This is a genomic window from Natrinema halophilum, from assembly GCF_013402815.2.
GTDB lineage: Archaea > Halobacteriota > Halobacteria > Halobacteriales > Natrialbaceae > Natrinema > Natrinema halophilum.
The window spans coordinates 1556987-1578359 of the sequence record NZ_CP058601.1; the positions used below are offsets into that span (position 1 = coordinate 1556987).

The following is a 21373-nucleotide window of genomic DNA, read 5'->3' on the forward strand; positions in this document are numbered from 1 at the left end:
GATGTCGGACGAGATGATCACGCGACCACCTCGAGAATGCGGGGCGGAACCCCGTAAAGGACTGCAATGACGAGAAGTCCCCAGACGGCGAGATTGGCGAGGAACGGGCGGTCGCCGAAGAGAAACGTTGGGTCGCCGCCCACGTTCCGCGTGTGAGCGAGGAAGTGATAGCGGAAGGCCGCGAAACAGGCGAACGGGAGCGTGATCAACATCCACTGCCCGCCGCGGAAGAACGTGTAGAGGCAATAGGAGACGATCAGCGCCGCGAGAACGACGACGAGTAGCTGGTCGAGCGTCTCCTCGGTGTACTCGGCGAGGGTAGCGCGCGACGCGGCCGGATCATCGCTGACGGTCATTTCGTGGCGGCGCTTACCGAGGGCGAGCATCAGGGCCCCGAGGAACGTACAGACGACGAGCCAGGGGCTCAGGTAAACGTCGATAGCGACGACCCCCGCGACGGCCCGGAGGACGAATCCAACCGCGATGACCATCACGTCGACGATGACGACGTCCTTCAGAAACAGAGAGTAGAGCGCGTTCTGGACGAGATACGTACAGACGACGAGAAGGAACAGCGACCCGAGATACCAGGAGACGGCGAGTCCGCCGGCAAAGAGCAGGAACGCGAACGGCACTGCCACGGAGATCGGTACCTGTCTACTGGCGATGGGGCGGTGTTTCTTCCGCGGGTGGTTGCGGTCTTCCTCGACGTCGAGGATGTCGTTACTGATGTACGTCGCGCCCGCGATGACACAGAAGGCGGCGATCCCGAGGGTCACGTTCGTGACGGCGACCGGGTCGAACAGACTCCTCGAGAAGACGAGCGCCAGCAGCAGAACGCTCTGCTTGTACCACTGCCACGGACGCATCTCCTTCAGCAGACCGGAGACGGTCCCGACGACCGGGCTCCCGTCGGCGAAGGCGCGGGACATCTTCGCCACTCTCCCACGCTGAGCGTCAAAAAGAACCGGCTTGCTCTCAGCGCCCGGACGACGCTCCGCCGCCGCTAATCGTCGATTGGCTACTGAGATCGCAGATCTGGACCGAGATCGGTGACCCTAATGATCTGTTTCGGAAGTGAAATCGAGAAACGAGGCGTGGTACCGCCGCTTCGAAAGTTCGCCGTACACCTCCCGCAGGAGCCGTGTGACCGATCCGCGATGGACCGTCGGGGACAGAAGACCGTAACATACTGTTACCGATGTGGATCGCTGGTTCGTCGGTCCGGACGACACGGGGGAAGACGGCCCCTCGTCGAACGCGTCTCCCGCCCTTTCGCACCGTCGTTCTTCGAATCGAGGTCCCCGAGGGTATGATTCGGCAAACGGCTGTGAAACGACGATATACTATTGTAGTGCCGTATCGACGTCCGGCCTGGTACCACGATGAATGATCGTGAGAGCGACAGCAACAACTCGAGCGGCTCGGTTCTCGTCACGGGGGGCACCGGATTCCTCGGCCTGCATACGTGCCAGCACTTCCGGGACCGGGGGTGGGATGTTACCGCGTTCGACCGCAAGTCCTTCGACGAGGCCGACGACACGGATGGAATCGACTACGTCGAGGGGGACGTCCGAAGCGAAGAGTCCGTGGCCGATGCGCTCGAGGAGAACGGCGCGACCGCGGTGGTGCACGCGGCGGCCGCACTCCCGCTGTGGAACGCCGACCGCATCCGCGAGACGACCATCGACGGGACGCGAAACGTACTCTGGGCGGCGAAAGAACGCGACGTTGGGCGGGTCTGTTACATCTCTTCGACCGCGGTGTACGGGACCCACGACGAACACCCCATTACTGAGGAGTCGCCCCTGGACGGCGTCGGCCCCTACGGCGAGGCCAAGATCCAGGCCGAGAAGGTCTGTCAGGACTTCCGCCGCATGGGGATGTGCGTCCCCATTCTTCGACCGAAGACGTTCATTGGCCCGCAACGACTCGGCGTGTTTCAGGTGCTGTTCGACTGGATCGAAGACGGCGCGAACGTCCCGCTCGTCGGCTGGGGGAACAACCGCTACCAGCTGCTGCACGTCCACGACCTCGTCACTGCCATCGAACTGATGCTCACCGGCGACGCGGAAGCGGTGAACGACACGTTCAACGTCGGCACCGACGAGTTCGCCACGATGAAAGAGGACTTCCAGGCACCCATCGACTACGCGGGGACGGGCAAACGAACTATCGGAACGCCCGCCTTTCTCACGGTCGCGGTCCTCCGCGTACTGGACGAACTGAACCTCTCCCCGCTGTATCCGTGGGTGTACGAGACCGCCCACGAAGACTCCTACGTCTCCGTCGAGAAGCTGAAACGGCTCGGTTGGGAGCCAGCGTACTCCAACCGCGAGGCGCTCGTGGAGACGTACGAGTGGTACCTCGAGAACGACGGGGCCGACGGGGCGGACGACGAGACCGGGCTCGACCACCGCGTCGCGTGGGATCAGGGCGCGCTGACAGTCGCGAAAAAGGTCTCGCAACGGATCTGAGATGGCCGCCCGATCGCGCATCGAGACGGGCTTCGACTGGCTCGCCGTTCTCGGACCGTGCGTCGCCGTCCCGTTCGCCGTCGGATTCGCCGGGTATTTGCTCGTCGAATGGCCGGCGATCGCGACCGATCCGGCGTTCTTCCAGCACACGGGCTGGTACGTCCTCGAAGGCGGCGTTCCGTACGTCGACGTCTGGGACGTTAACCCGCCTGTCCCGTTCGGTATCGCGGCCGTTCTCTCCCTCCTCTCGGGCGGGAACATGCTCGTTCTACACGGCCTCGGCTCGACGCTTACCACGCTCGTCGCCGGCTCGAGCGTCCTGCTCGTCGGGTGGGTTGCGTATCTCGTGACCGGAGACGACACGGCCGCGGTGGCCGCGGGTCTGACGATGCTCGTCGTCCCGGAGCTCTTCTTGCTCTCGCCGGAGGGCATTCGAGCGCAGTTCTATTCGCTGTTTTTCGGTGTGCTCGCGCTCGCTATGGCCCTTCGTGACCGACCGTTCCTCGCCGGGGCCGCCGCGGCACTGAGCGCCGGTTCGTGGCAGTCGGGGGTCGCGTTCGCCCCGCTGATCGTCGGGATGGCGTACCAGCGCAGCGGTTGGGAGGACGCGCTTCGGGCGATCGCGGGCGGCGTCGTCGTTACCGGGGCGGTCGCCCTCGTATTCGCCATTGCGGGCGCGCTCGTTCCGATGGTCGTTCAGGCGGTGATCGCACCGCTGTCCGCTGGTTCGCCGTACACACTGGCAGAGCGCGGCTACACGATACTGCTGGTGTTCGGCTACGGATCGCTGCTCCTCCCGGTCGCGTTCTACGGCTGGATGCACGCCGCTGTCCGTGACGTCCGGACGCGGTGGTGGGTGCCGGCGGGCGGCGTGATACTGGGCCTGCAGGTGTTGGTCGTCGACCTGGACGGCTCGACCGACGCGCTTCTCTGGCTCGCCTTCGTCGCGCTCGGCGTCGCCGTCGCAGTGGAACGCGCAACCGTCGGGCAATCGGTGACGACGGTTCGCCGCAGTGACGATGTGTCCCCGACCGGCCGCCGTCGATGGACGACCGTCGCCGCCGCCGCTGTTATCGTACTGGTCGTTCTCTCGGGACCGGTCTGGCACGTCGGCTCGCCGACCCCGAAGTCGACGCTACGCACGCTGCAACAGGAGGCAGAGCCGGAAGGGGGGACCCTGCCGATAACGCCGGACGACGGGAACGTCCCGTCGATGCAGACCATCTACTGGGAGCAGATGACGCCCGAAACCTGTCACTATCGGTTGAGCTGGAACGAAGTGCGGTGGATCGCGATGACCGACGACCGGTTGGACGCGCAGCGCTGTGACGGATGGCCGAGTCGAACCGATCGCGGTTAGGTTCGCGAGGTCGGGCGAGTCGAACTCGCGAGCCACGCGAAAGGAGGGGACGGAACGTCGCCGGCGGACGCCCCGTGCGAGGGCCGGGGTGAGGAGCGGAGAGTTACGATGGCGGTCGGCTCGGGGTGCGTCGATGGTGCCGATGCCGACGGCGATTTTATCCGTCGTTCGACGTCCCTTCGAACCGAACCACGGTAATTCCGTTGTACCGGTTCACCGCGGCAGGGTCTCGATATTCGGAGCGGTTCGCTACCGCCTGGAGAATCCGTCGGTCGGTCGACGAACTGGTGTAGGAAAGGACGATCCAGACGTCGTCGTGTCCGTCGACCGACGCTCGTATTTCGTCCGGCGGTGCGTCGGGCGCGATCTGAACTGTGGGGACGCCCGATCGATCGAAGTAATAGTCGAACGTCCGCTCGGTGAACGGTTTGCTCACGAGGACGACATCGTCGGCATCGACGTTCGATTCGACGGTAGCGGCGGCCTCTCGCCACTGTTCTTTCTGATCGTTTTGATAGTACGCTGGAAGCGGTAACGCGAGACCGACGAGTAACAGTCCGGTCACGACGTACCGAAGCGACGGGCGTGAGACGGTCCGAATTCCTTTCGCGATCAGGAGAAAAAACGCCAGCGACGCCCCGATCGAGTAGCGATCGACGAAGATCGGTGTGACGACGTGCGAGAGCGCGATCGGAACGAGTATCGGCACTGCGAACCAGAGGACGACAATGTACGTGGCGTTCAGCGAAGCGTGTCGACGGTCGGTTTCCGTCCACCGGTCGCTCGAGAGCGAGAGTATCAGGAATCCGGTGACGACGAGCGAGATGGCCAGTGGGAACGATTCACTGAACAGGGGACCGCCGAGATACGCGGCGAAGGTCTCCCTGACGGTCGCGGCCGTCGGGAGCGGAATCCACCCGACGTTGCTCGTCTCACCGCCGTGAGCCGCCACCGTGCGGCGGAATAACCGCACCAACCACGGGGCGAGTAGGAGAGCAGTGATCCCCTCGAGGGCGATCCAGCGGCGTACCGTCAGTCGCGACCGGGGGACGATTCGGAGGAGGTACCGAGAGAAGACGTACACGTTCTGGGCGAGTATCGCGAACAGTCCGAAGACGTGGGTATAGCCGAGGAGGACCGTGGCAAGGACGTACCCGATCTCGGCCCGCACACCGGTATCGTCACTCCGTGTCTCCGTCTGTATCCGCACGAACCAGTAGAACGAGAGCACAGTCAGCAGTCCGAGCAGACTGTACATTCGCACCTCCTGGGAGTACCAGACGTGAAACGGTGAGACGGCGAGGAGGGACGCTGCAATCGCCCCGACTTCCCGATCGAACAGTCGTTGACCGACCCCGTAGAGGACTACTACCGTGGCGATACCGGCCAGGGCTGACAGCGATCGCGTGGCCAGTTCACCCGTTCCGAAGACCGCTGCCCAGCCGGAAAGGAGGAGATAGTAGAACGGTGGATGCGGATCGTTTCCCGGCAGGCTGACGAGGAGTTCAGACGGTGTGTTCGACAGTACGGTGGTCACAGAGAAGGCCTCGTCGAGCCAGTAACTCTCGGACTCGAGCCGGAGCAGTCGGAGCGCACCGGCGAAGAGAACGATCGGATACAGCTCGATCGGGATACCCGTCAGAGAGAGATCCCCCGTTATTTCGCCGGCTCTTTCGGTCAGAGAGGGCAGCGGCATAGTGCCCTTGCTACGATTCAGCGTATGAAGGTTGGCTGTCTTTGGGAGCACACCGACCGAACGATCTCTTCTCCGTCTCTTCGGGCCGTCGGACGGGATGGCTCGCAGATCCCCACCCGTACTCGCGGCGAGAACTGCAAGGCCGGACCGCCGTTCGGCCGAAAGCGCATCCTCGAACTCCCGACTCCCGTGGGTTTCGACGTAGCCGACCAGTTGGTTCTGGGTACTATAATCCGTGTATCCGATAAGGACTATCACTTGCGGCGTGGGCGCTACACACCATGCGGTCACTCTCCCGCCGTCGAGTCGGCTGGGCTCTGGTTGCCGTCGCCGTCGCCGCTGTCGCGCTCTCACTCGGCGGTACTGCCCTGGTAGCGCCGCCCATAGAGAAGACCGACGATCCTCGTGACAGGGTCACGCTCGCCACCGGGCAGAGCGACGGCGTCGTGACGGCATTCGACGGGGCCGGCGACGTCGCCTGGAGCCTCGACGTCGGCGATAAGGCGTTCGACGCGACGCGTCTCGACGACGGCACCGTCCTCGTTGCGATGACGTACGAAGACGTCGAGGACTGCGGCCGTTTTGATCAGCCCTGCGGCCGTACCGGGTTCAAGATCGTTGACCCGAAGCCGGAACCGCGGGTCGTCCGCGAATGGACCGTTCCCGTGAGGACTGCCCACAACAGCGAGGTCCACGACATCGAACGGCTCCCCTCCGGCGAAATCCTCGTCGTAGATATGGAATACGAGAGCCTGATCACCGTGGCCGAAAACGGATCGGTCACCTGGCGCTGGAACGCCAGCGAACGGTACGACGAGCCCGCGGACCCTACCGCGACCGATTGGCTCCACATAAATGACGTCGATACGCTCGGCGACGGCCGATACCTCGTCTCGGTCAGGAACGCCGACGAACTACTGATCATCGAGCGCGGCGAAGGCGTCGTCGAAGTGATCGAAGGCGTCGCTGACGGGCGAGCCGACCGAGTGCTGTTCGAGGGCCAGCACAACCCCCAGTACCTCGGTGACGGCGCCCTGCTCGTGGCCGACAGCGAGAACGAACGGATCGTCGAACTCCACCGCGAGGACGACGAGTGGTCCATCGCCTGGAGCATAGCATCAGCCAACGGGCTTGCGTTCGACTGGCCGCGCGACGCGGACCGTCTGGAGAACGGCAACACACTAATCGCCGACTCCCGGCACCATCGCGTCGTCGAGGTTACGCCCGACGGCTCGACCGCATGGAGCGTCCGCGGTCCTCACCTCGTCTACGAGGCCGACCGCCTCCCGGAGGGCGAGCGAGTCGGCGCGCAGAGGTACAGTGACGCTGTCGGGCACGACGACGGGCCGTCGCCCGGCGACCGAGACGACTTCTCACCGTTCGACGGCAGTCTCCCGTTGTTCGGCACGGTCCACGAGTCGCTGACCCACGTCGTCCGCGTCCCCTACTGGCTTCGCCCGTGGCACCTCGCCGTGATCGCGGCGGCGATTCCGATGGCCGGCATCGGGCTGGCGCTCGTCTGGAGGGAGCGATCAGGCGAGTGATGGGCCGCTTCGCGGCCGTCGCTGCGTTCGCTGGAACCCGTACTCTGATCGGCCGCGCCCGCTACTCAGTTTTTCATCTGTACTGAACGAGCAGTTGTTCGAGAAGCTGTGCAATCTCGGGGAAATCTGCTCGATCGAATCTATAACTTCCCAGAAGAGATCGCATTCTGCGGCACTGTTGAAATCCTATTGTCTCGACACCTTTTCCGCTGAAACAGCCATTAGGTAGGTCGGCTTATTGACCGGTGGGATTCCTACCAATCAGCGTATCTCTTCAAAGAGTCGTGCTGAATAGATAGCGCGAATGTAGCACGGAGTGAGGAGCGACCAACGTGAAAGGTGAACGCTCAATACAGGCCAAGCAAACGCCTTAGTCATTCAAGAGCTCCCTGTCCCTCTTTATGTTGCCCACGGGCAGACAGCCGGAGATGTATTGCCGGCTGAATCTGACGGTTCTGCCTCATCATCAGCTGAACCAGACGATTCTATCCCCTCGGTTTTAGGGATGGACAACGATATATCGTTTTCACTGATAGATAACGATATGTCTTTAGGACTGTGGACTGTCACCGACTCTGTCCCCCAGTCTTCAACCGTAACCTCCACTATATATGACCCATAATCGCGGGGGAGCGATACTTCTGGACTACTATATATCTGTTTGATGGGGAGGTCTATCTCCTTAACAATTGTTCCACTTGTATATTTGATAGTGATCGAGATATGTAGTGGCACTTCAGGCACCTCAACTACAGTCAGATGTGGCGTTATCTCCTCAAACTCGATTATGTGGGTACCATTCGTAACGTCCACCTGTGGAGCATATAATACTGTGTCGTCCTCTATCTCCCCGTCCGAGTCTATGTGTCTCGTTCCCTGCACGAGCGCCTCCACCTCTGGTCCAGCAACCTGCTGCCATAGCAACTGCTCGTCGCTCACGTAATGGCCCTCATTGAGTGCAGTATCAACCTCAGTCTTGACATCATCCGGCAAGTTTCGATACCTGAGGACACTGTGGTTACACGCCTCATACTTCCGTTCGTCGTTCTCATCCCTATTCAGTTTCCCAATACAACCAGCGACTGTAGCCGCACCCACGGTGATCGAAGTAAGAAGTGCTCGTCGCTTCATATTCACTTCTACAAAAACTTCTATAAGTGCTTTCGGGACCGGCTGTTCAGTATGCAGATCTACGGAACGGCTGGTTCAATAGATTGGTCGTGAAACAAACGAGATAATCGTGCTGAACTCATCCTCTATATTCAGCAGGCGGCTTCTGGCATAGTTCAGACAGATCAATAGCCGCTTCGGTAACTGCTTGCTCTGTAGTTACTGAATTACGTCGAGAATTCGGGGTGTTTCGGTCAAGCCCCGTTACGATTTCCGGATAGGTTATCCCTGAATTTCGGGGCCATCCTGGACATTGTTTCCGCCACCGTCGAAGATCGAGTCCGGGAACTTCTTCTCATCCCAGTCAGAACCAGGGAAGTTCTTCTCATCCCAGTCGGCACCAGGGAAGTTCTTCTCATCCCAGTCGGCACCAGGGAAGTTCTTCTCATCCCAGTCGGCACCAGGGAAGTTCTTCTCATCCCAGTCGGCACCAGGGAAGTTCTTCTCATCCCAGTCGGCACCAGGGAAGTTCTTCTCATCCCAGTCGGCACCAGGGAAATTCTTCTCGTCCCAGTCGGCACCAGGGAAATTCTTCTCGTCCCAGTCGGAACCAGGGAAGTTCTTCTCATCCCAGTCGGCACCAGGGAAATTCTCATTTTCGCCGAAGTTCGCGTCGGGGAAGAGATCGCCGTGATCTGGATCTTTTGGGTCATGGGCGGCAGCAGCTGTGCCTGCGAATACACTGAGGACGAACATCAGCACAACAGCAGTGGCAGTTATCGATTGAATGGCTTTCATCAGAACTCGATACATGGTACACAGCCTGAGTATATATATTAGTAGTCTGAAAATTCAATGACACGGAAATATCAGCTGCCTCCTCCAGGGTCCGGATAGTGAACAAACGACTCCAGAAGCGGAGACCGACCCAACGCTGTTCAGCGGTTCCGGGAACGTAGTGGAGCAGACGACACCGAAATGAACAGGCGCTACGTGCCGAGCCCTCTGTATCTTGCACGGATTTTCTGACAACCGGTGAATAAATCATCGCTTGCCGTGTTAGATCGTTCCCCAATCTCTAACGTTCAGGGTGCCTTGTCGATGGTGTGAGTGAGACAGCCGACAACGAGTTCACGGAACTGCTTCCACCAGTGTCGTGAGCGGATGAATGCGCCGTATTTCCGTTTGAGGCGAGGGTTCTCCGTCTCGTTCTGACTACGTGGCCGTAGCTGTCGGCGTCCAGTCGAGCGTTCCGCGCCTTGTGGAGAGACGAAAATTCTCGGTGCTTGATGAGCGGACGGACACCATCTTCATGGGCTAACGCGTGAATCTTCTGGTCGTCGTATCCCTTGTCGCCGAGGAAAATCGCTACTTCACCGCTATTCCGCTTGCTGAGCGACGGCGCGATCTTCGAGTCGTGCGTTCTGGTTGTCGTCACGTGAAGATCGAGGATGGCATTCGCTCTCGTGTCCACGAGAAGTGTGACTGTCAACTGCTGAATCGTCAACTTCGTTCGCTTTGTGTAGTGTTTTGAGGCGTGACTACGGTCAAAGCCGGAGGCGTCGATCCCGACGACGCCGTTAGTTGGGAGAAGTGTGACCGAGAGGGTGAGCAGGATGCGCCAGACAGCCATACCGAGCCGATTGAACGCCTTACACAACGTCGAAGGAGAGGGGAGTTCCTCAAGTTCAATTGCTCTGCGAATCCGAGGCATCTCGATGAGTTCGTCAAGCAGCATCCGGTACGTCGTATTCTTCCGCACTGTGAGACACAGCAGGATGATGTGCTGGTGAAGTGTGTACCGCCGTTTCGAGAACGTCGAAGAGTAGCGAGCGACAGCTCGCCGAGCCAAGTGAAATGCCTGCCTAACGAACTGGAGTACCCGTGATTTTGGGAGGGCCTGCATCCGGTCAGACTACCGGGTGACCGTGTAACTCTCTGCGGATTCCAACAGTGCCTGATAAGTCGAAATCGTACCGGACAGAATAATTGCGCTCGTCAGCGACGCTGCTCCTGCGTTACGTTGCAGGTGGAGTCGACCCGCTCGAGCAGTTCGATCGAGGTTTCCATATTTTCGACCGACGCTCGCAACGATATCGGCCCGGGAAGCTGGTCGTCGAGCGTCTCGACCTCGGCGAGGACCTCTTCGAGCCGAACGCGCGTGAACTGGTGGCCGTCGGTCACGCGAACTCACCCGCCTCGCGACGGGCACTGGCGGGATCTGTCGTCCCGACCGGTGCGGAGACGAACACCTCGAGTGAGAGCGGGTCGTCGGGAAAGAGCGACGGGCGCTCGCCGGATTGGCAGGGAGTCACGAAACGGCAAAGAAGCGACTCTCGAGACGGTTTCCCGGTCTGTGCGTCCGAAATTCTTTCGTAGGTTGGTGTCTGAGTATACATTGTCCTCGATAGGTCCGAGGACGCAGGTCGGGTGTTGCACCACCCGGCCGATTTCATTCATATCGGCCGTCCTGCGCCTCGAATTTGGGTAATTATCATTGGTTACTTATAGCTTACTAAACAACTCGAGGAGGGTCCTGTTCGCATACACCCGCGGCCATCACCCGATTTCGACCGAGCTGAGTAATCGTCTCGACCGACCGGTGTTACACGTCTCCGACTAAGCGGGCAGCCCTCGACCAGAGAACAGCCTTCGACCAGAGAACAGCCCTCGACCAGAGAACAGCCCTCGACCAGAGAACAGCCCTCGACCAGACGGTGCAGCCGTCTCGGCTGGGCGGTGCGGCCGTCCCGACCGAACGGCCAGCAACCGGACGAACGGAAGTCTCCGGCCTCGAGTGCCGCGAACGACCGCCCGGACGCGCTCGACTCGAGGCGTGGTCGGAGGCGCACCGGTCGATATCCGGTGACGTTTGCCGGCCCGGTGTACGCGTTTGGGCTGTTCGCTCCGGGACGGCCGCAAATGGAACCGATCAAATCTGGCGACTGGAATCGATGGAGTCAGACGGGATTGGACGCCTGCTGTGTGGCGGATTCAGGTGGATTTTCTTTCGGGAGCGATATTCGGACGATGTTGCCTCGCGGCGTGTTCTCCTCGAACGTGAGTTGTCCACCGAGGGAGTCGACACACCACTTCATCACCCACAGGCCGACACCGGAGCCGTGATAGGTGCTGTGGACGTCTGCTTCTGTATCCAGGACGTCGGTCTCGATATCTGGAATCGGCGGCCCGTCGTCGGCGATTTGAACGACACCCCGGTCGTTTTCGGGATCGTCAGTCACCGTCACCCGTACGGTCGGCGTCTCGAGATCGTTGTGCGTAATCGCGTTATCCAGCGCATGATCGAGCGCATATTGAAGCCCTTTGTCGGCGGTAACCCAGATGCTAGACGGCGCGTCGACCGTTAGATCCACCGCTGGATACTCCGCCTCGATTTCCCCGGCGCGGTTTTGAACGACCGTTTGCAGGTTCGTTCGCTGCCGCTCGGTCGCAGCCGGTTCGACAATATGTTCGATCTCGTGAATCGATTCACTCAGCCGTCCGACCTCTGAGGCGATGGATTCGATCGTTTCAACCTCTTCTCGGAGATCGTTGTTTTCGATCGCTGATTTGATCCGATCGGCATAACCCATGAGGATATTCATCTCGTTTCGGAGATTGTGACGGATGACTCGATTCAGAAGACGGAGAAGTTGCTCACGCGTTCTGTACACCGTTATATCACAAACCTCGGCGATGACGTATTTCCCATCGTCGATCGTCGTCGGCGTGAGGTCGACACTCGCCCACCGATACTCCCCGTTGCTGCGTTCGATCTGCCACTCGAAAGACTGGGGATCACCACTGCCAGCGGCCTGGATACGGCGAATGGCTTCCTCTTGTGTGTATTTCGTCGAGGGCGCAGTGAAATCCTCGACCGCCATCGTCCGGAGTTCGGCCGTCGAATATCCGTATAGTTCTTCTACCGCTTCGTTCACGTCGAGAATCGCTCCCGTCTCGATTTCGTGGAGCGTGATTCCCGTATTCAGATCTCGTAGCACTGACGGTAGTGTGACAGACTCGTTATCCATTTCTTATTGTATATACAGAAGGAGTTTATCAGTGCATGATGGTTATGCCAAACTGGTTTGGCCCGCAGTCGATCGGCTCAGAGACTCCCGTAGTAGACGACCGAGCCCATCGCTGTGACGATTGCGATACGCATGATCGGCCGAGTCGGGGTCTAAACGGGTATTGACGTCTGGGTTCCGCCTCCGGAGACACCGCCGGGTCGTCACGACGTGAGGCAAATGTGTCTGGCCGGGTTTAGGCCTGCGAATTAACTGACCGACGTCGGCGGACGGATGCCAGTGACATCCTCCTCGCCGGAAACGGAGCGGGATCGAAGATCCCGCAGGCAGTCGGGCATAGCCCGACGACGAGGCTTCCCACCGAAGTCGGCTGATTTGGGAACGTACGTTTACAGACCGACACTGCTGGGAGTGCCACGCCCCCGGGACTCCTATCCGTTGGTGGGGTCACGCTTCTGCCCCGATGACTCGGAAGTATCATTCTTGGTTTCCGTCGGTAAGTATTTCCAGATATCCGAACACGTAAGACTGTCGTGCGGCGATTCACGCCCGTCCCCAGAACGCATAGCGTTCTGGTGTGCGAACGAGACGCTTCGCGTCACGTCAACGCCGTTTACGGCTGGATTCTCTTGCCTAAGTAAGATAGCCAGCCGCCCTGTCAGGCGACCGACGAAGACGATCGGCGAGCGATGGCAAAGGAGGACCGAATCGATGGGAGGATCGGTCACTCCTCGAGCGGGCCCGATCACGCGACGAAATATCTCAGTCGGTCGGTGTACCAGCGGAGCGACGGCTCTGGTTTCGATCGCCAACGAGCCGAAAATCAGTTGAACCACACGAACAACCGCTCCGTTGGGCAATTGGTCGAACAGTGCCGGAAGGCCATATCTGTACGGCGTATACGTCTCCGCAGCACCGACACTGTGCAACACCTTTATCGAGTTCCGCTGTCGTCGGCATCGATCTAACTCAGCAGCGGAACGCCCACTCAAATAGTATTTTGACAAAACCGTCCAAACGATCAGTAGACACGGTCACTGACCGCGAGGACCGAGGTCCTCGATGAATCTCTTCGTCGAGTCTGACGGGTGAAACCGCTGTGGTGGTCGCGTTGACGCGCTTCGTCGGGTTGTGATTCGCGGTGAGCGTCGACGTCGATGGTGACGTTGTCACCTCAAGGCCAAACTGACGTGTCCATCGTTCGGGCGAATCGGCGTTCTAGCCGACGCTGTGTGAGCTGAGGACGGACCCGTACCGAGCGGCCGGTTCGTGGAAGTTCACCACGTGCGAAGCCGTCCCGTCGACAGGGGGTAGGCACTCAAGATCTCGGGGGATCGAACCGTGAACCAAATCCGCGAAACACCGTGTCGTCGCAATTTCCGTATCGAAATCAATACCTGAACGCGAGCCGGTACAGTCGGTCGACAACGCTGCGTCCTGGCCGATACCGGCGATTGCGGTCCCACGCAATGATCGCTGCCGGAAACGAGTCAGTGACCGCCGGATGCGAAGTGGAGACCGACGATACCGACGACGATCACACCGATACACAGAATCCGAACGAGTGTGGCAGGTTCGTCAAAGAGGATAATTCCGAGGGAGGCGGTTCCGACAGCTCCGATACCCGTCCAGACCGCATACGCTGTGCCGACGGGGAGGTCTTTCACTGCCTGCGCAAGAAGTAGCATACTGATGATGAGAGCGACGACGGTTCCAAGTGTGGGGAGCGGTTTCGAGAACCCGTCGGAGTACTCGAGTCCGATCGCCCAGCCGATCTCGAACACCCCTGCGAGTATCAAAATATACCACGACATTTCGACTCGCACCTACCGATTCGGCCGGGCTATAGTTTCCGTTATCCGCCGTTCTGTGACAGACTGGCAGCGGAACGTACGGACGTCCCGTTCGACGCCCCACCTCGCCGATGGCCAACCGCGATCGCCGTTCGGTTACCGCCACTGTGGGACGTCACCCGAGAGTCACCAGGTCCTCGTTCGATCTGCCGTCGACCATCGCCGATGAAAGTGCGATCTTCAGCACGTGATCAGTCGACCGCTACCGAAAGCTACGGTGACTGCTCCTCTCATCGTCGCAGCAGGACGTACCCCGGATTCACCCGGATGACGCTGCATATAAAAAACCGGCCGATCGGACGCGACGTCACGCGCCCGTCGACGGAGCCCCAATCTGTTGACTATACCGAGTATGCCAACATCGTAATGGAACGATGCATACCTCCATAATTATTCCCCTCCTAAAGAGTAGGCTATACCCGGTTTCGGAATTTTCCCAAGTCGTTGAAATCCCATCAGACACGTTCAAAATCGGTTCTATCGCCGAAATTGATCAGTTTCGCACGGTTTGAAATCTAGGATTCGCCTACAAAGTGTGATGACCCGACCGCGACGGTCACCCGGAGACGGCGACTGCACGCGCACACCGTTCACCAAATAACGCGCCGGGAGTTCGGTCTCACAAAAGTGAACCCACGACCAGAAAGAAACGATATCCCTGTCGTAGGACGGTGATCGGCCCACTTCAGTCGGTGCCGACCGAAGGAACGTCACAGCGATCATCGGCGATAGTTCTCGAATAGTGAATCGAGGAGGGAGAGGCAAATTGACCGACTCACGGGTCCGTTGTGCAGGTTCGACTCGTTTCACCGATATGGTGGGCCGACGGGTCCGTACCTGAACGATCGGGTCGGTCGACTCGAGCAGTTCATCCTGTTCCGGGAGCGAATCGACCGTCTCGAACAGGGAAGGGTGGCGAAAGGCGAAGTTCCGACGGACGAGTTGGCCGGGCAGGTTGCCGACGAGCTGATGCCCGCCGAGTGCGCCGAAACGATTCGAACCGACGCGCAGAACGGTCGGGTCGCTGCTCTCGACGGTCCCACTCGTTACGCGTGAAATGAAGGGGGAAGTCCTGCAAAGCGGTGTCCCGGCGGTCTCGGTCGAATTTATGCATAAGATAACCGTCCCCCCTCCAATCGAACCAGTCGTCGATCCGATCACCAGTTTCACCCCGTTACCGAAGTTGGCGCCAGCTCCCGTTCCGGCACCCAGTCGAACAGCGATTCGGCCTTCGTACCGTCGATCAACGCCTCGTAAGCGCATCCTTCGAGATCACTCCGATCTGCGTCGGGAAAGAGTTCCGCGGCAATTTCGCGGCTGGGCGTCTCGGCGCTCGTATCGGGTGCTGACACCCAGACTCGCTCGTGGCCGTCGAACTCCGCCTCGGCCCGCTCGACGATCTCCGCCGCATCCGATTCGTGAACGTAGGAGAACAGCGTGTTGCGCTGGGTATGGAACGATCCGGATTCGCGCAATCTTGACAGGGTCCGGTCGGCCGCTACGAACGTCTCGCGAGCGCAGTCGTCGTCGACGATCCACGGGAATCGGAGGAAGGTGACCGTTCGCGGCCGGTCGGCGGATCGGCGAGCGAATCCGTCGGCGACGATCTCGAGCGCCTGTTTGCCGAGCCCATAGGGAGTCGACGGTGTGAGACGATGCGCTTCGTCGACGGGCAGGTAGTCGACGGTGATCGGCGCAGATTCGTAGCCGCCCCCATGACGCTGAGACTCGAGGCCAGCACCACCGTGTCGATCCAGAGTTCCCCTGCGGCTTCCAGAACGTAGTAGCAGGACATCGCTTTGCTTTCGACCGTTCGGAATCCCGGTGCCGTCTCGGGTGTCGGAAGCATGCCAAGGTGGACGATCGAATCGGCGTCGGCTCTCGCGAGCGAGCCGTAGACCTCGCCCGCGTTGACCGGATCGGTCGTGAGATAGTCATCTGAGCGGTTCTCAGATCGTTTGCTCCGCGAGAGGTTGACCGTTCGGTGGCCCGCGTCGTTCAAGCGGGCGAGTACGCACCGTCCTAAACGGCCGTTTCCACCCGTGACTGCGATCGCTCCCGTCATAGTCCGTCTATCCGTATTGGCGGTGAAAACAGCCCGGAACGAGGATACAACGCGACGTCTCGTCTGGTTCACGATCCAGTACGTGCCCCGAACGGTTTGACTGGCGGCAACTGTGCCGTCAGTCAGACGTGCGTCAGTCGCGCGTCAGTAAAGTATCGAGGGTATTATTTGGGTCCTCGTTGCCGGGTGAAATATGTCGAAAACTATGCCAACCAGTATGCGGGTCGTTCAGGCGGTAGCAGCTCAGGAAGACGTCGACCCTGCCGAACTGCGGCCGCCGCTTCACGCAGTCGTCGATGCGGACGCGCTCGACGAACTGTTTCCGTCGGGGGGCGCTACGGGTGATCTCGTCAGGTCGGTCGAATTCACGTACCGCGGGAACCAGGTCTCTATCGACAGCAGAGGCAACGTGGACGTGCTCGCAGCGTCCACCGAATCGGAAGCGTCGACGGCTCCCGATCGATAGCCGAGTCGGGTGGAGAGAACTCGGCCATCGGTTGCCATTGATCGTGCCGTCTCGAGTCGTCACTCCAAGACGGTATCTCTGTCAGCGGATCACGCCGACAGCGGGCACCACGAGTCACCGGTCGACGGTGACGGCCGACGTCGACGGCGTGTACATGTGGTCGTGGATGTGTCCCCAGTCGTCGAACCCCGTCAATCCTCCTTCCGAAAACCCGTAATAATCGGGCGGCGCGTTGTAGTTCATAACGCTCCGATACCGCCAGAACCCGTACTCTTCGGAGTCGATGCCATCGTAATCGATGGTGGATAATCCAAGCGAGTGTCCCAGTTCGTGCATCACCGTCGAGCCCGTTTCGTCGCGTTCGGGCTGGGATTCGACCATCATCGTTCCGAGTCCGGCCTTGCCGACGATATTCGTCGCAGCCGTATCCCCGGCCACGTTCTCGACGATGACCAGGTAATGATAACCCTGGTCCAACCGGTCGAAATTTCGCGTTCGATGGCCGTTCAAATCGCCATCGTCGGTAGCTGACGCCCAGGGAATCGTCTCGTCGCGAACGAAGTGTAGAGACGCACCGGTCGAGCCGTCGGGATTCTCGAGGGGTGCGTTCTCGAATTCGGTGACGATCCGGTCGGCTTCCGCACGCCTGAATTCGGTCCGTTCCATGGTATCGACTTCGACGAATATGTCGGTTCTGAGCGGGTCGGCGTCGGGATACAGGTCCTGGCGGCGACTCTCCGCGCCGTCCGTGAGCCCATCACCGTCCGTGTCCGATGTCGTCGGATCAGTCCCGTGTTCGAAAACTTCCGTGCCGTCTTCGAGCCCGTCCCCGTCCGAGTCCGCTTCGCGCGGATCGCTGTCGTGGTCCCGAATTTCCGCGCCGTCCTCGAGGCCGTCAGCGTCCGTATCCGCGGCCACTGGATCGGTCTCGTACCGCTCGAGTTCGTCGGCATCGGACAGTCCGTCGGCGTCCGAATCCGCTGCGAGCGGGTCGGTTTCGAAGTCGAATACCTCCTCCCCGTCACCGAGTCCGTCGGCGTCCGAATCCGCGTCGCTCGGATCGGTGCCGTACGCCGTGACCTCCGCGCCGTCGTCGATCCCGTCGCCGTCCGTATCGGACGCGGTCGGATTGGTATTGTGGTCGCGGACTTCCGATGCGTCATCGAGTCCGTCCCCATCGGAATCGGTCTCGAGCGGATTCGTTCCGGGCCCGACTACTTCCTGCCCATCAGAAAGTCCGTCGCCATCCGTATCACTGACCGTCGGATCGGTGCCGTATCGTTGTTCGTCGCCATCGTCGAGCCCATCGCCGTCCGTATCAGCCCCGAAGACGGCGGTCCCGTCGCGGAGTTCCGCTACGGGCGCTACCCCATCGCCGTCGGGATCGACGATTGTCGTTCCACCGACGAGTCCGGTCGTGAGGAGACCGAGTACCACAACGAGACTGCCGACCGACCGCGACAGTTGCATTTCGTGAACGTCACGAACACAAGGGTAATTAGATTACCGCTGTCACAAACCCACAGCTAAGACCACGTAGTAGTTTCCCGAGTCGCAACTCGGCGGCGGGATAGTCCGCTCTCACACCACTTTCACTCCGCTGTCCAAACCCTCTTACACACCGGTCCCGCAGACGATCATAATGGACGGGAACGAGCGCCTCGAGTTGCCGACTTCCGACGACGTCCTCCCATTCGACCCCGATTCGACGACGATCGGAGACGGCGACGTGTTCGAACTCCTCGAGCCGGCGGTTCAGGAGTGGTGGCTCCGGGAATTCGGCGAGTTCGTTCCCGAAAACGGCGGCTTCTTTACGCCGCCACAGCGCGGTGCGATCCCGAAGATTCGCGAGGGGACGAACACGCTGATCTGTGCACCGACGGGATCGGGCAAGACCCTCGCCAGTTTCACGTCGATACTGAACACGCTCTACGAGCGCGTCCGGGAATCCGACACCGGCCTCGAGAATTCGGTCTACTGTCTCTACGTATCGCCGTTGAAATCCCTCGCGAACGACATTCACCGCAACCTCGAAGTCCCGCTCGAGGGAATCGAAGAAATCGTCGCACAGGGCGACGGTGACGGGTCGATGGGAGAGATCCGCCACGCAATCCGCCACGGCGACACCGACTCCAGCGACCGGCAGAAGATGCTCGACGAAACCCCGCACATCCTCAATACGACCCCCGAGACGCTTGCAATTCTCCTCAATTCGCCGAAGTTCCGCGAGAAGCTTCGCACCGTCGAGTACGTCATCGTCGACGAGATTCATTCGGTAGCCGCGGGCAAGCGCGGGACCCACCTCGCGGTCAGCCTCGAGCGACTCGAGGCGATGACCGACGAGGAGATCACCAGGATCGGCTGTTCGGCAACGATCGAACCGCTGTCGCGCGTCGCGGAGTTTCTCGTCGGATACGAGACACCCCGAGTCACCGACGAATCGAGTGACAGGGACAGCAAGGTATCCCCCGGCTCACGCGATCGGAGTACTGAACCCCGGGCGAACGAGAAGCGAGACGATCCCCGAGAGAGCGAAGAACGCGGCCGTCGGCCCCGTAACTACGAGATCGTCGACGCGCGCTTCGCCCGAGAGTTCGACCTGCAACTCGAATGTCCGACCGACGACCTGATACACACGCCCCGCGAGGTCGTTCAAGAGCGGTTCTATCGAACGCTTCACGACCACATTCAGAACCACACGAACACGCTCGTATTCACCAACACGCGCTCGGGTGCGGAGCGAGTCCTCCACAACCTTCGAGAACGGTTCGACGCCTACGACGAGGAGAACTCGGGGTGTCACCACGGGAGCCTCTCGAAGGAGGTCCGTCAGGACATCGAAGGCCGGCTGAAAGAGGGGGCCCTCGACGTGGTCACCTCCTCGACGAGCCTCGAGCTCGGAATCGATATGCCCCACGTCGATCTGGTCGTTCAGGTCGGTTCGCCCAAGTCCGTCGCCGCCTTGCTCCAGCGGGTCGGCCGGGCCGGCCACCGCGTCGGCCAGACCGTAACCGGACGCGTAATCGCGCTCGATCGGGACGAACTGCTCGAGTGTGCAGTCATGCTCTCGAAAGCCCAAGAAGGGTTCGTCGATTCGGTATCGATCCCCGAGAACGCCCAGGACGTCGCCGCACAGCACGTCTACGGGATGGCCATCGCCGAGATCCGGCCCGAATCCGAGGTCAAAGCGATCCTTCGACGCGCGTATCCCTACCGCAACTACACCGAGGAGGAGTACGAATCACTTATGCGATACCTGACGGCCGAATACGCAGGTCTCGAGGATCGCAACGTCTACGCGAAGGTCTGGCGAGACGCAAACGACCCGCCCGATGGCGAACACCACCACGAGGAATATCCGGTCGGCGAGCGGTTGATCGGAAAGCGAGGCCGACTCGCGAGGGTCATCTATATGACCAACATCGGGACGATCCCGGACTCGTTCACCTGCGACGTCAAGACGCGCGCGAGCGACGAGTGGGTCGGCCAACTGGACGAACAGTACCTCGATACGCTCGAGAAAGGAGACGTCTTCATCCTCGGCGGCAACCACTTCGAGTATCGGTACCGGCGAGGATCGAAGGTCTACGTCGACCGCACGAGCGCGCGTCCGACCGTTCCCTCGTGGTACTCGGAGCGCCTCCCGTTGTCTTACGACCTGGGATGTGAGATTCTCGGTTTTCAGGACGAACTCCTCGAACGCTACGAAAGCGGCGGGCCACCGCGAGTCCGCGCGTGGCTCCGTCAGTTCCCGCTGGACGACGATAGCGTTCGAGCTATCGCTCGGCTGTTCGATTACCAGTGTCAGTACGCGGGAGCCGAAAGCATCAGCACCCCCGACAGGCTCGCGATCGAGGTCGTCCGCGATCGCGAGGAGTACGAACGTCACTATTACGTTCATTCGTCGTACGGTCGCAAGGTCAACGACGGGTTCGCTCGCTTGCTCGCGTATCGGTGCGCGCAAGAGGCGACCGCGAACGTCCGCGTCGCGGTCGCAGACAACGGCTTCGTCCTCTCGATGCCGCTCAACCGGAAGGTCGACATCGAGGGGATCATCGGTGACCTCGATCCAGACGACGTTCGAGACGACCTCCGTGCGTCGCTGTCGGGAACCGATCTGCTCCAGCGATACTTTCGGATCAACGCGACGCGGGCGCTCATGATACTCAAACGGTACAAGGGCTACGAGAAATCGGCCAGCGAACAACAGGTTTCGAGCGAGATGCTGCTCGGCTTCGCCGAGGGCCTCGAGAACTTCGCAGTGATCGAAGAAACGTATCGAGAGATCCTCGAGGACAAACTGAACGTGGCGGAGATCGAAGCTATCGTCGACGCCATCGACGCGGGTGAGCTCGCGATCTCCCGACGATTGCTCGATTCGCCGACGCCCCGAGCGTTCGGCCTGGCGACGCTGTCAGCGAGTGACGTGGTCCTCGCCGAAGACGAAAGCGCCGCCCTGCAGGCGTTTCACGACCACGTCCTCGAGGAGATCGGAAGGGAATCGCTGACCGGACTCACGGCGGGCTCGGAAGACGAATAGCATGTGCCTCGTTTCTCGTTCAGTTCGAGACCGTCGACTGCCTCGCCAACGACGGGTGTAGATTGTCATTTGATCTCCGTCGATCATTAACATCGGTAGCCCTCTCCCAAACTGACTTTATGATGGAAACGGAATGGCCGGTATGTCACTGATGATGGCGTCCAGAACAGTTTCTTGGGACGGCAGTTACCGGCCCGTCGAAAGCGATACCGAGAACGTGACGCCGCGAGC

17 protein-coding genes and 1 pseudogene are annotated in these 21373 nt (G+C 60.4%); 6 read left to right on the top strand and 12 right to left on the bottom strand.

The annotated features are described in order from the left end of the window. Window positions 1-17: 17 nt before the first annotated feature. Window positions 18-932, bottom strand: coding sequence for a decaprenyl-phosphate phosphoribosyltransferase (locus tag HYG82_RS28385; protein WP_179260442.1), 915 nt, complete (start codon window positions 930-932; stop codon window positions 18-20). Between the two features lie 453 nt (window positions 933-1385). Here HYG82_RS28385 and HYG82_RS28390 point away from each other — a divergent pair, with 453 nt between their 5' ends. Both HYG82_RS28390 and HYG82_RS28395 read left to right on the top strand, forming a co-directional pair. Next, window positions 1386-2477, top strand: a complete 1092-nt coding sequence (locus HYG82_RS28390) for an NAD-dependent epimerase/dehydratase family protein (protein WP_179260443.1) — start codon at window positions 1386-1388, stop codon at window positions 2475-2477. Between the two features lies 1 nt (window position 2478). Beyond that, window positions 2479-3837, top strand: a complete 1359-nt coding sequence (locus HYG82_RS28395; RefSeq protein ID WP_179260444.1) for a DolP-mannose mannosyltransferase — start codon at window positions 2479-2481, stop codon at window positions 3835-3837. Between the two features lie 157 nt (window positions 3838-3994). Here HYG82_RS28395 and HYG82_RS28400 read toward each other — a convergent pair whose 3' ends face one another. Further along, a complete protein-coding gene (locus tag HYG82_RS28400) occupies window positions 3995-5533 on the bottom strand; it encodes a glycosyltransferase family 39 protein (protein ID WP_179260445.1) in 1539 nt (512 codons plus the stop codon). A 281-nt stretch (window positions 5534-5814) separates the two neighbouring features. Here HYG82_RS28400 and HYG82_RS28405 point away from each other — a divergent pair, with 281 nt between their 5' ends. Next, window positions 5815-7077 carry an arylsulfotransferase family protein gene (locus HYG82_RS28405; protein WP_179260446.1) on the top strand — a complete coding sequence of 421 codons (1263 nt, stop codon included), beginning with the start codon at window positions 5815-5817 and terminating at the stop codon, window positions 7075-7077. 399 nt (window positions 7078-7476) lie between these two features. Here HYG82_RS28405 and HYG82_RS28410 read toward each other — a convergent pair whose 3' ends face one another. The 7 genes and pseudogenes from HYG82_RS28410 to sugE all read right to left on the bottom strand — a co-directional run bounded on the left by HYG82_RS28410 (window position 7477) and on the right by sugE (window position 14032). After that, a complete protein-coding gene (locus tag HYG82_RS28410) occupies window positions 7477-8208 on the bottom strand; it encodes a hypothetical protein (RefSeq protein WP_179260447.1) in 732 nt (243 codons plus the stop codon). 261 nt (window positions 8209-8469) lie between these two features. Next, window positions 8470-8985: a pentapeptide repeat-containing protein gene (locus tag HYG82_RS28415; protein ID WP_179260448.1), complete on the bottom strand. Its 516-nt coding sequence runs from the start codon at window positions 8983-8985 to the stop codon at window positions 8470-8472. Between the two features lie 287 nt (window positions 8986-9272). Next, window positions 9273-10093, bottom strand: a pseudogene (locus HYG82_RS28420) (IS5 family transposase). Between the two features lie 92 nt (window positions 10094-10185). After that, complete coding sequence (locus HYG82_RS28425) at window positions 10186-10371, bottom strand: hypothetical protein (RefSeq protein ID WP_179260450.1); 186 nt, start codon at window positions 10369-10371, stop codon at window positions 10186-10188. Further along, window positions 10368-10502, bottom strand: coding sequence for a hypothetical protein (locus tag HYG82_RS44280; RefSeq protein WP_284145030.1), 135 nt, complete (start codon window positions 10500-10502; stop codon window positions 10368-10370). Before HYG82_RS44280 ends, HYG82_RS28425 begins: the two co-directional genes overlap by 4 nt. Before the next feature lie 645 nt (window positions 10503-11147). After that, window positions 11148-12218, bottom strand: a complete 1071-nt coding sequence (locus HYG82_RS28430; RefSeq protein ID WP_179260451.1) for an ATP-binding protein — start codon at window positions 12216-12218, stop codon at window positions 11148-11150. Between the two features lie 1490 nt (window positions 12219-13708). Further along, a complete protein-coding gene (gene sugE, locus HYG82_RS28435) occupies window positions 13709-14032 on the bottom strand; it encodes a quaternary ammonium compound efflux SMR transporter SugE (RefSeq protein WP_179260452.1) in 324 nt (107 codons plus the stop codon). An 825-nt stretch (window positions 14033-14857) separates the two neighbouring features. On the opposite strand from sugE, the gene HYG82_RS28440 reads away from it, so the two are divergent. Then, complete coding sequence (locus HYG82_RS28440; RefSeq protein WP_179260453.1) at window positions 14858-15127, top strand: hypothetical protein; 270 nt, start codon at window positions 14858-14860, stop codon at window positions 15125-15127. A gap of 110 nt (window positions 15128-15237) precedes the next feature. Here HYG82_RS28440 and HYG82_RS28445 read toward each other — a convergent pair whose 3' ends face one another. Further along, window positions 15238-15546, bottom strand: coding sequence for an NAD-dependent epimerase/dehydratase family protein (locus tag HYG82_RS28445; protein WP_218834208.1), 309 nt, complete (start codon window positions 15544-15546; stop codon window positions 15238-15240). 23 nt (window positions 15547-15569) lie between these two features. Further along, window positions 15570-16136, bottom strand: a complete 567-nt coding sequence (locus tag HYG82_RS28450; protein WP_218834209.1) for an NAD-dependent epimerase/dehydratase family protein — start codon at window positions 16134-16136, stop codon at window positions 15570-15572. A 193-nt stretch (window positions 16137-16329) separates the two neighbouring features. On the opposite strand from HYG82_RS28450, the gene HYG82_RS28455 reads away from it, so the two are divergent. After that, the gene (locus HYG82_RS28455) at window positions 16330-16602 is read left to right on the top strand and encodes a HalOD1 output domain-containing protein (RefSeq protein ID WP_179260454.1); all 273 of its coding nucleotides are present in this window, start codon (window positions 16330-16332) and stop codon (window positions 16600-16602) included. A gap of 114 nt (window positions 16603-16716) precedes the next feature. Here the strand turns inward: HYG82_RS28455 and HYG82_RS28460 are convergent, their stop codons facing one another. Then, on the bottom strand, window positions 16717-18072 hold the full coding sequence (locus tag HYG82_RS28460; protein WP_179260455.1) for a zinc metalloprotease: 1356 nt from the start codon (window positions 18070-18072) through the stop codon (window positions 16717-16719). Window positions 18073-18244: 172 nt separating this feature from the next. Here HYG82_RS28460 and HYG82_RS28465 point away from each other — a divergent pair, with 172 nt between their 5' ends. Then, window positions 18245-21142 (top strand): ATP-dependent helicase, encoded by a 2898-nt coding sequence (locus HYG82_RS28465; protein ID WP_179260456.1) that lies wholly within the window; start codon window positions 18245-18247, stop codon window positions 21140-21142. The last annotated feature ends 231 nt before the right edge of the window (window positions 21143-21373 follow it).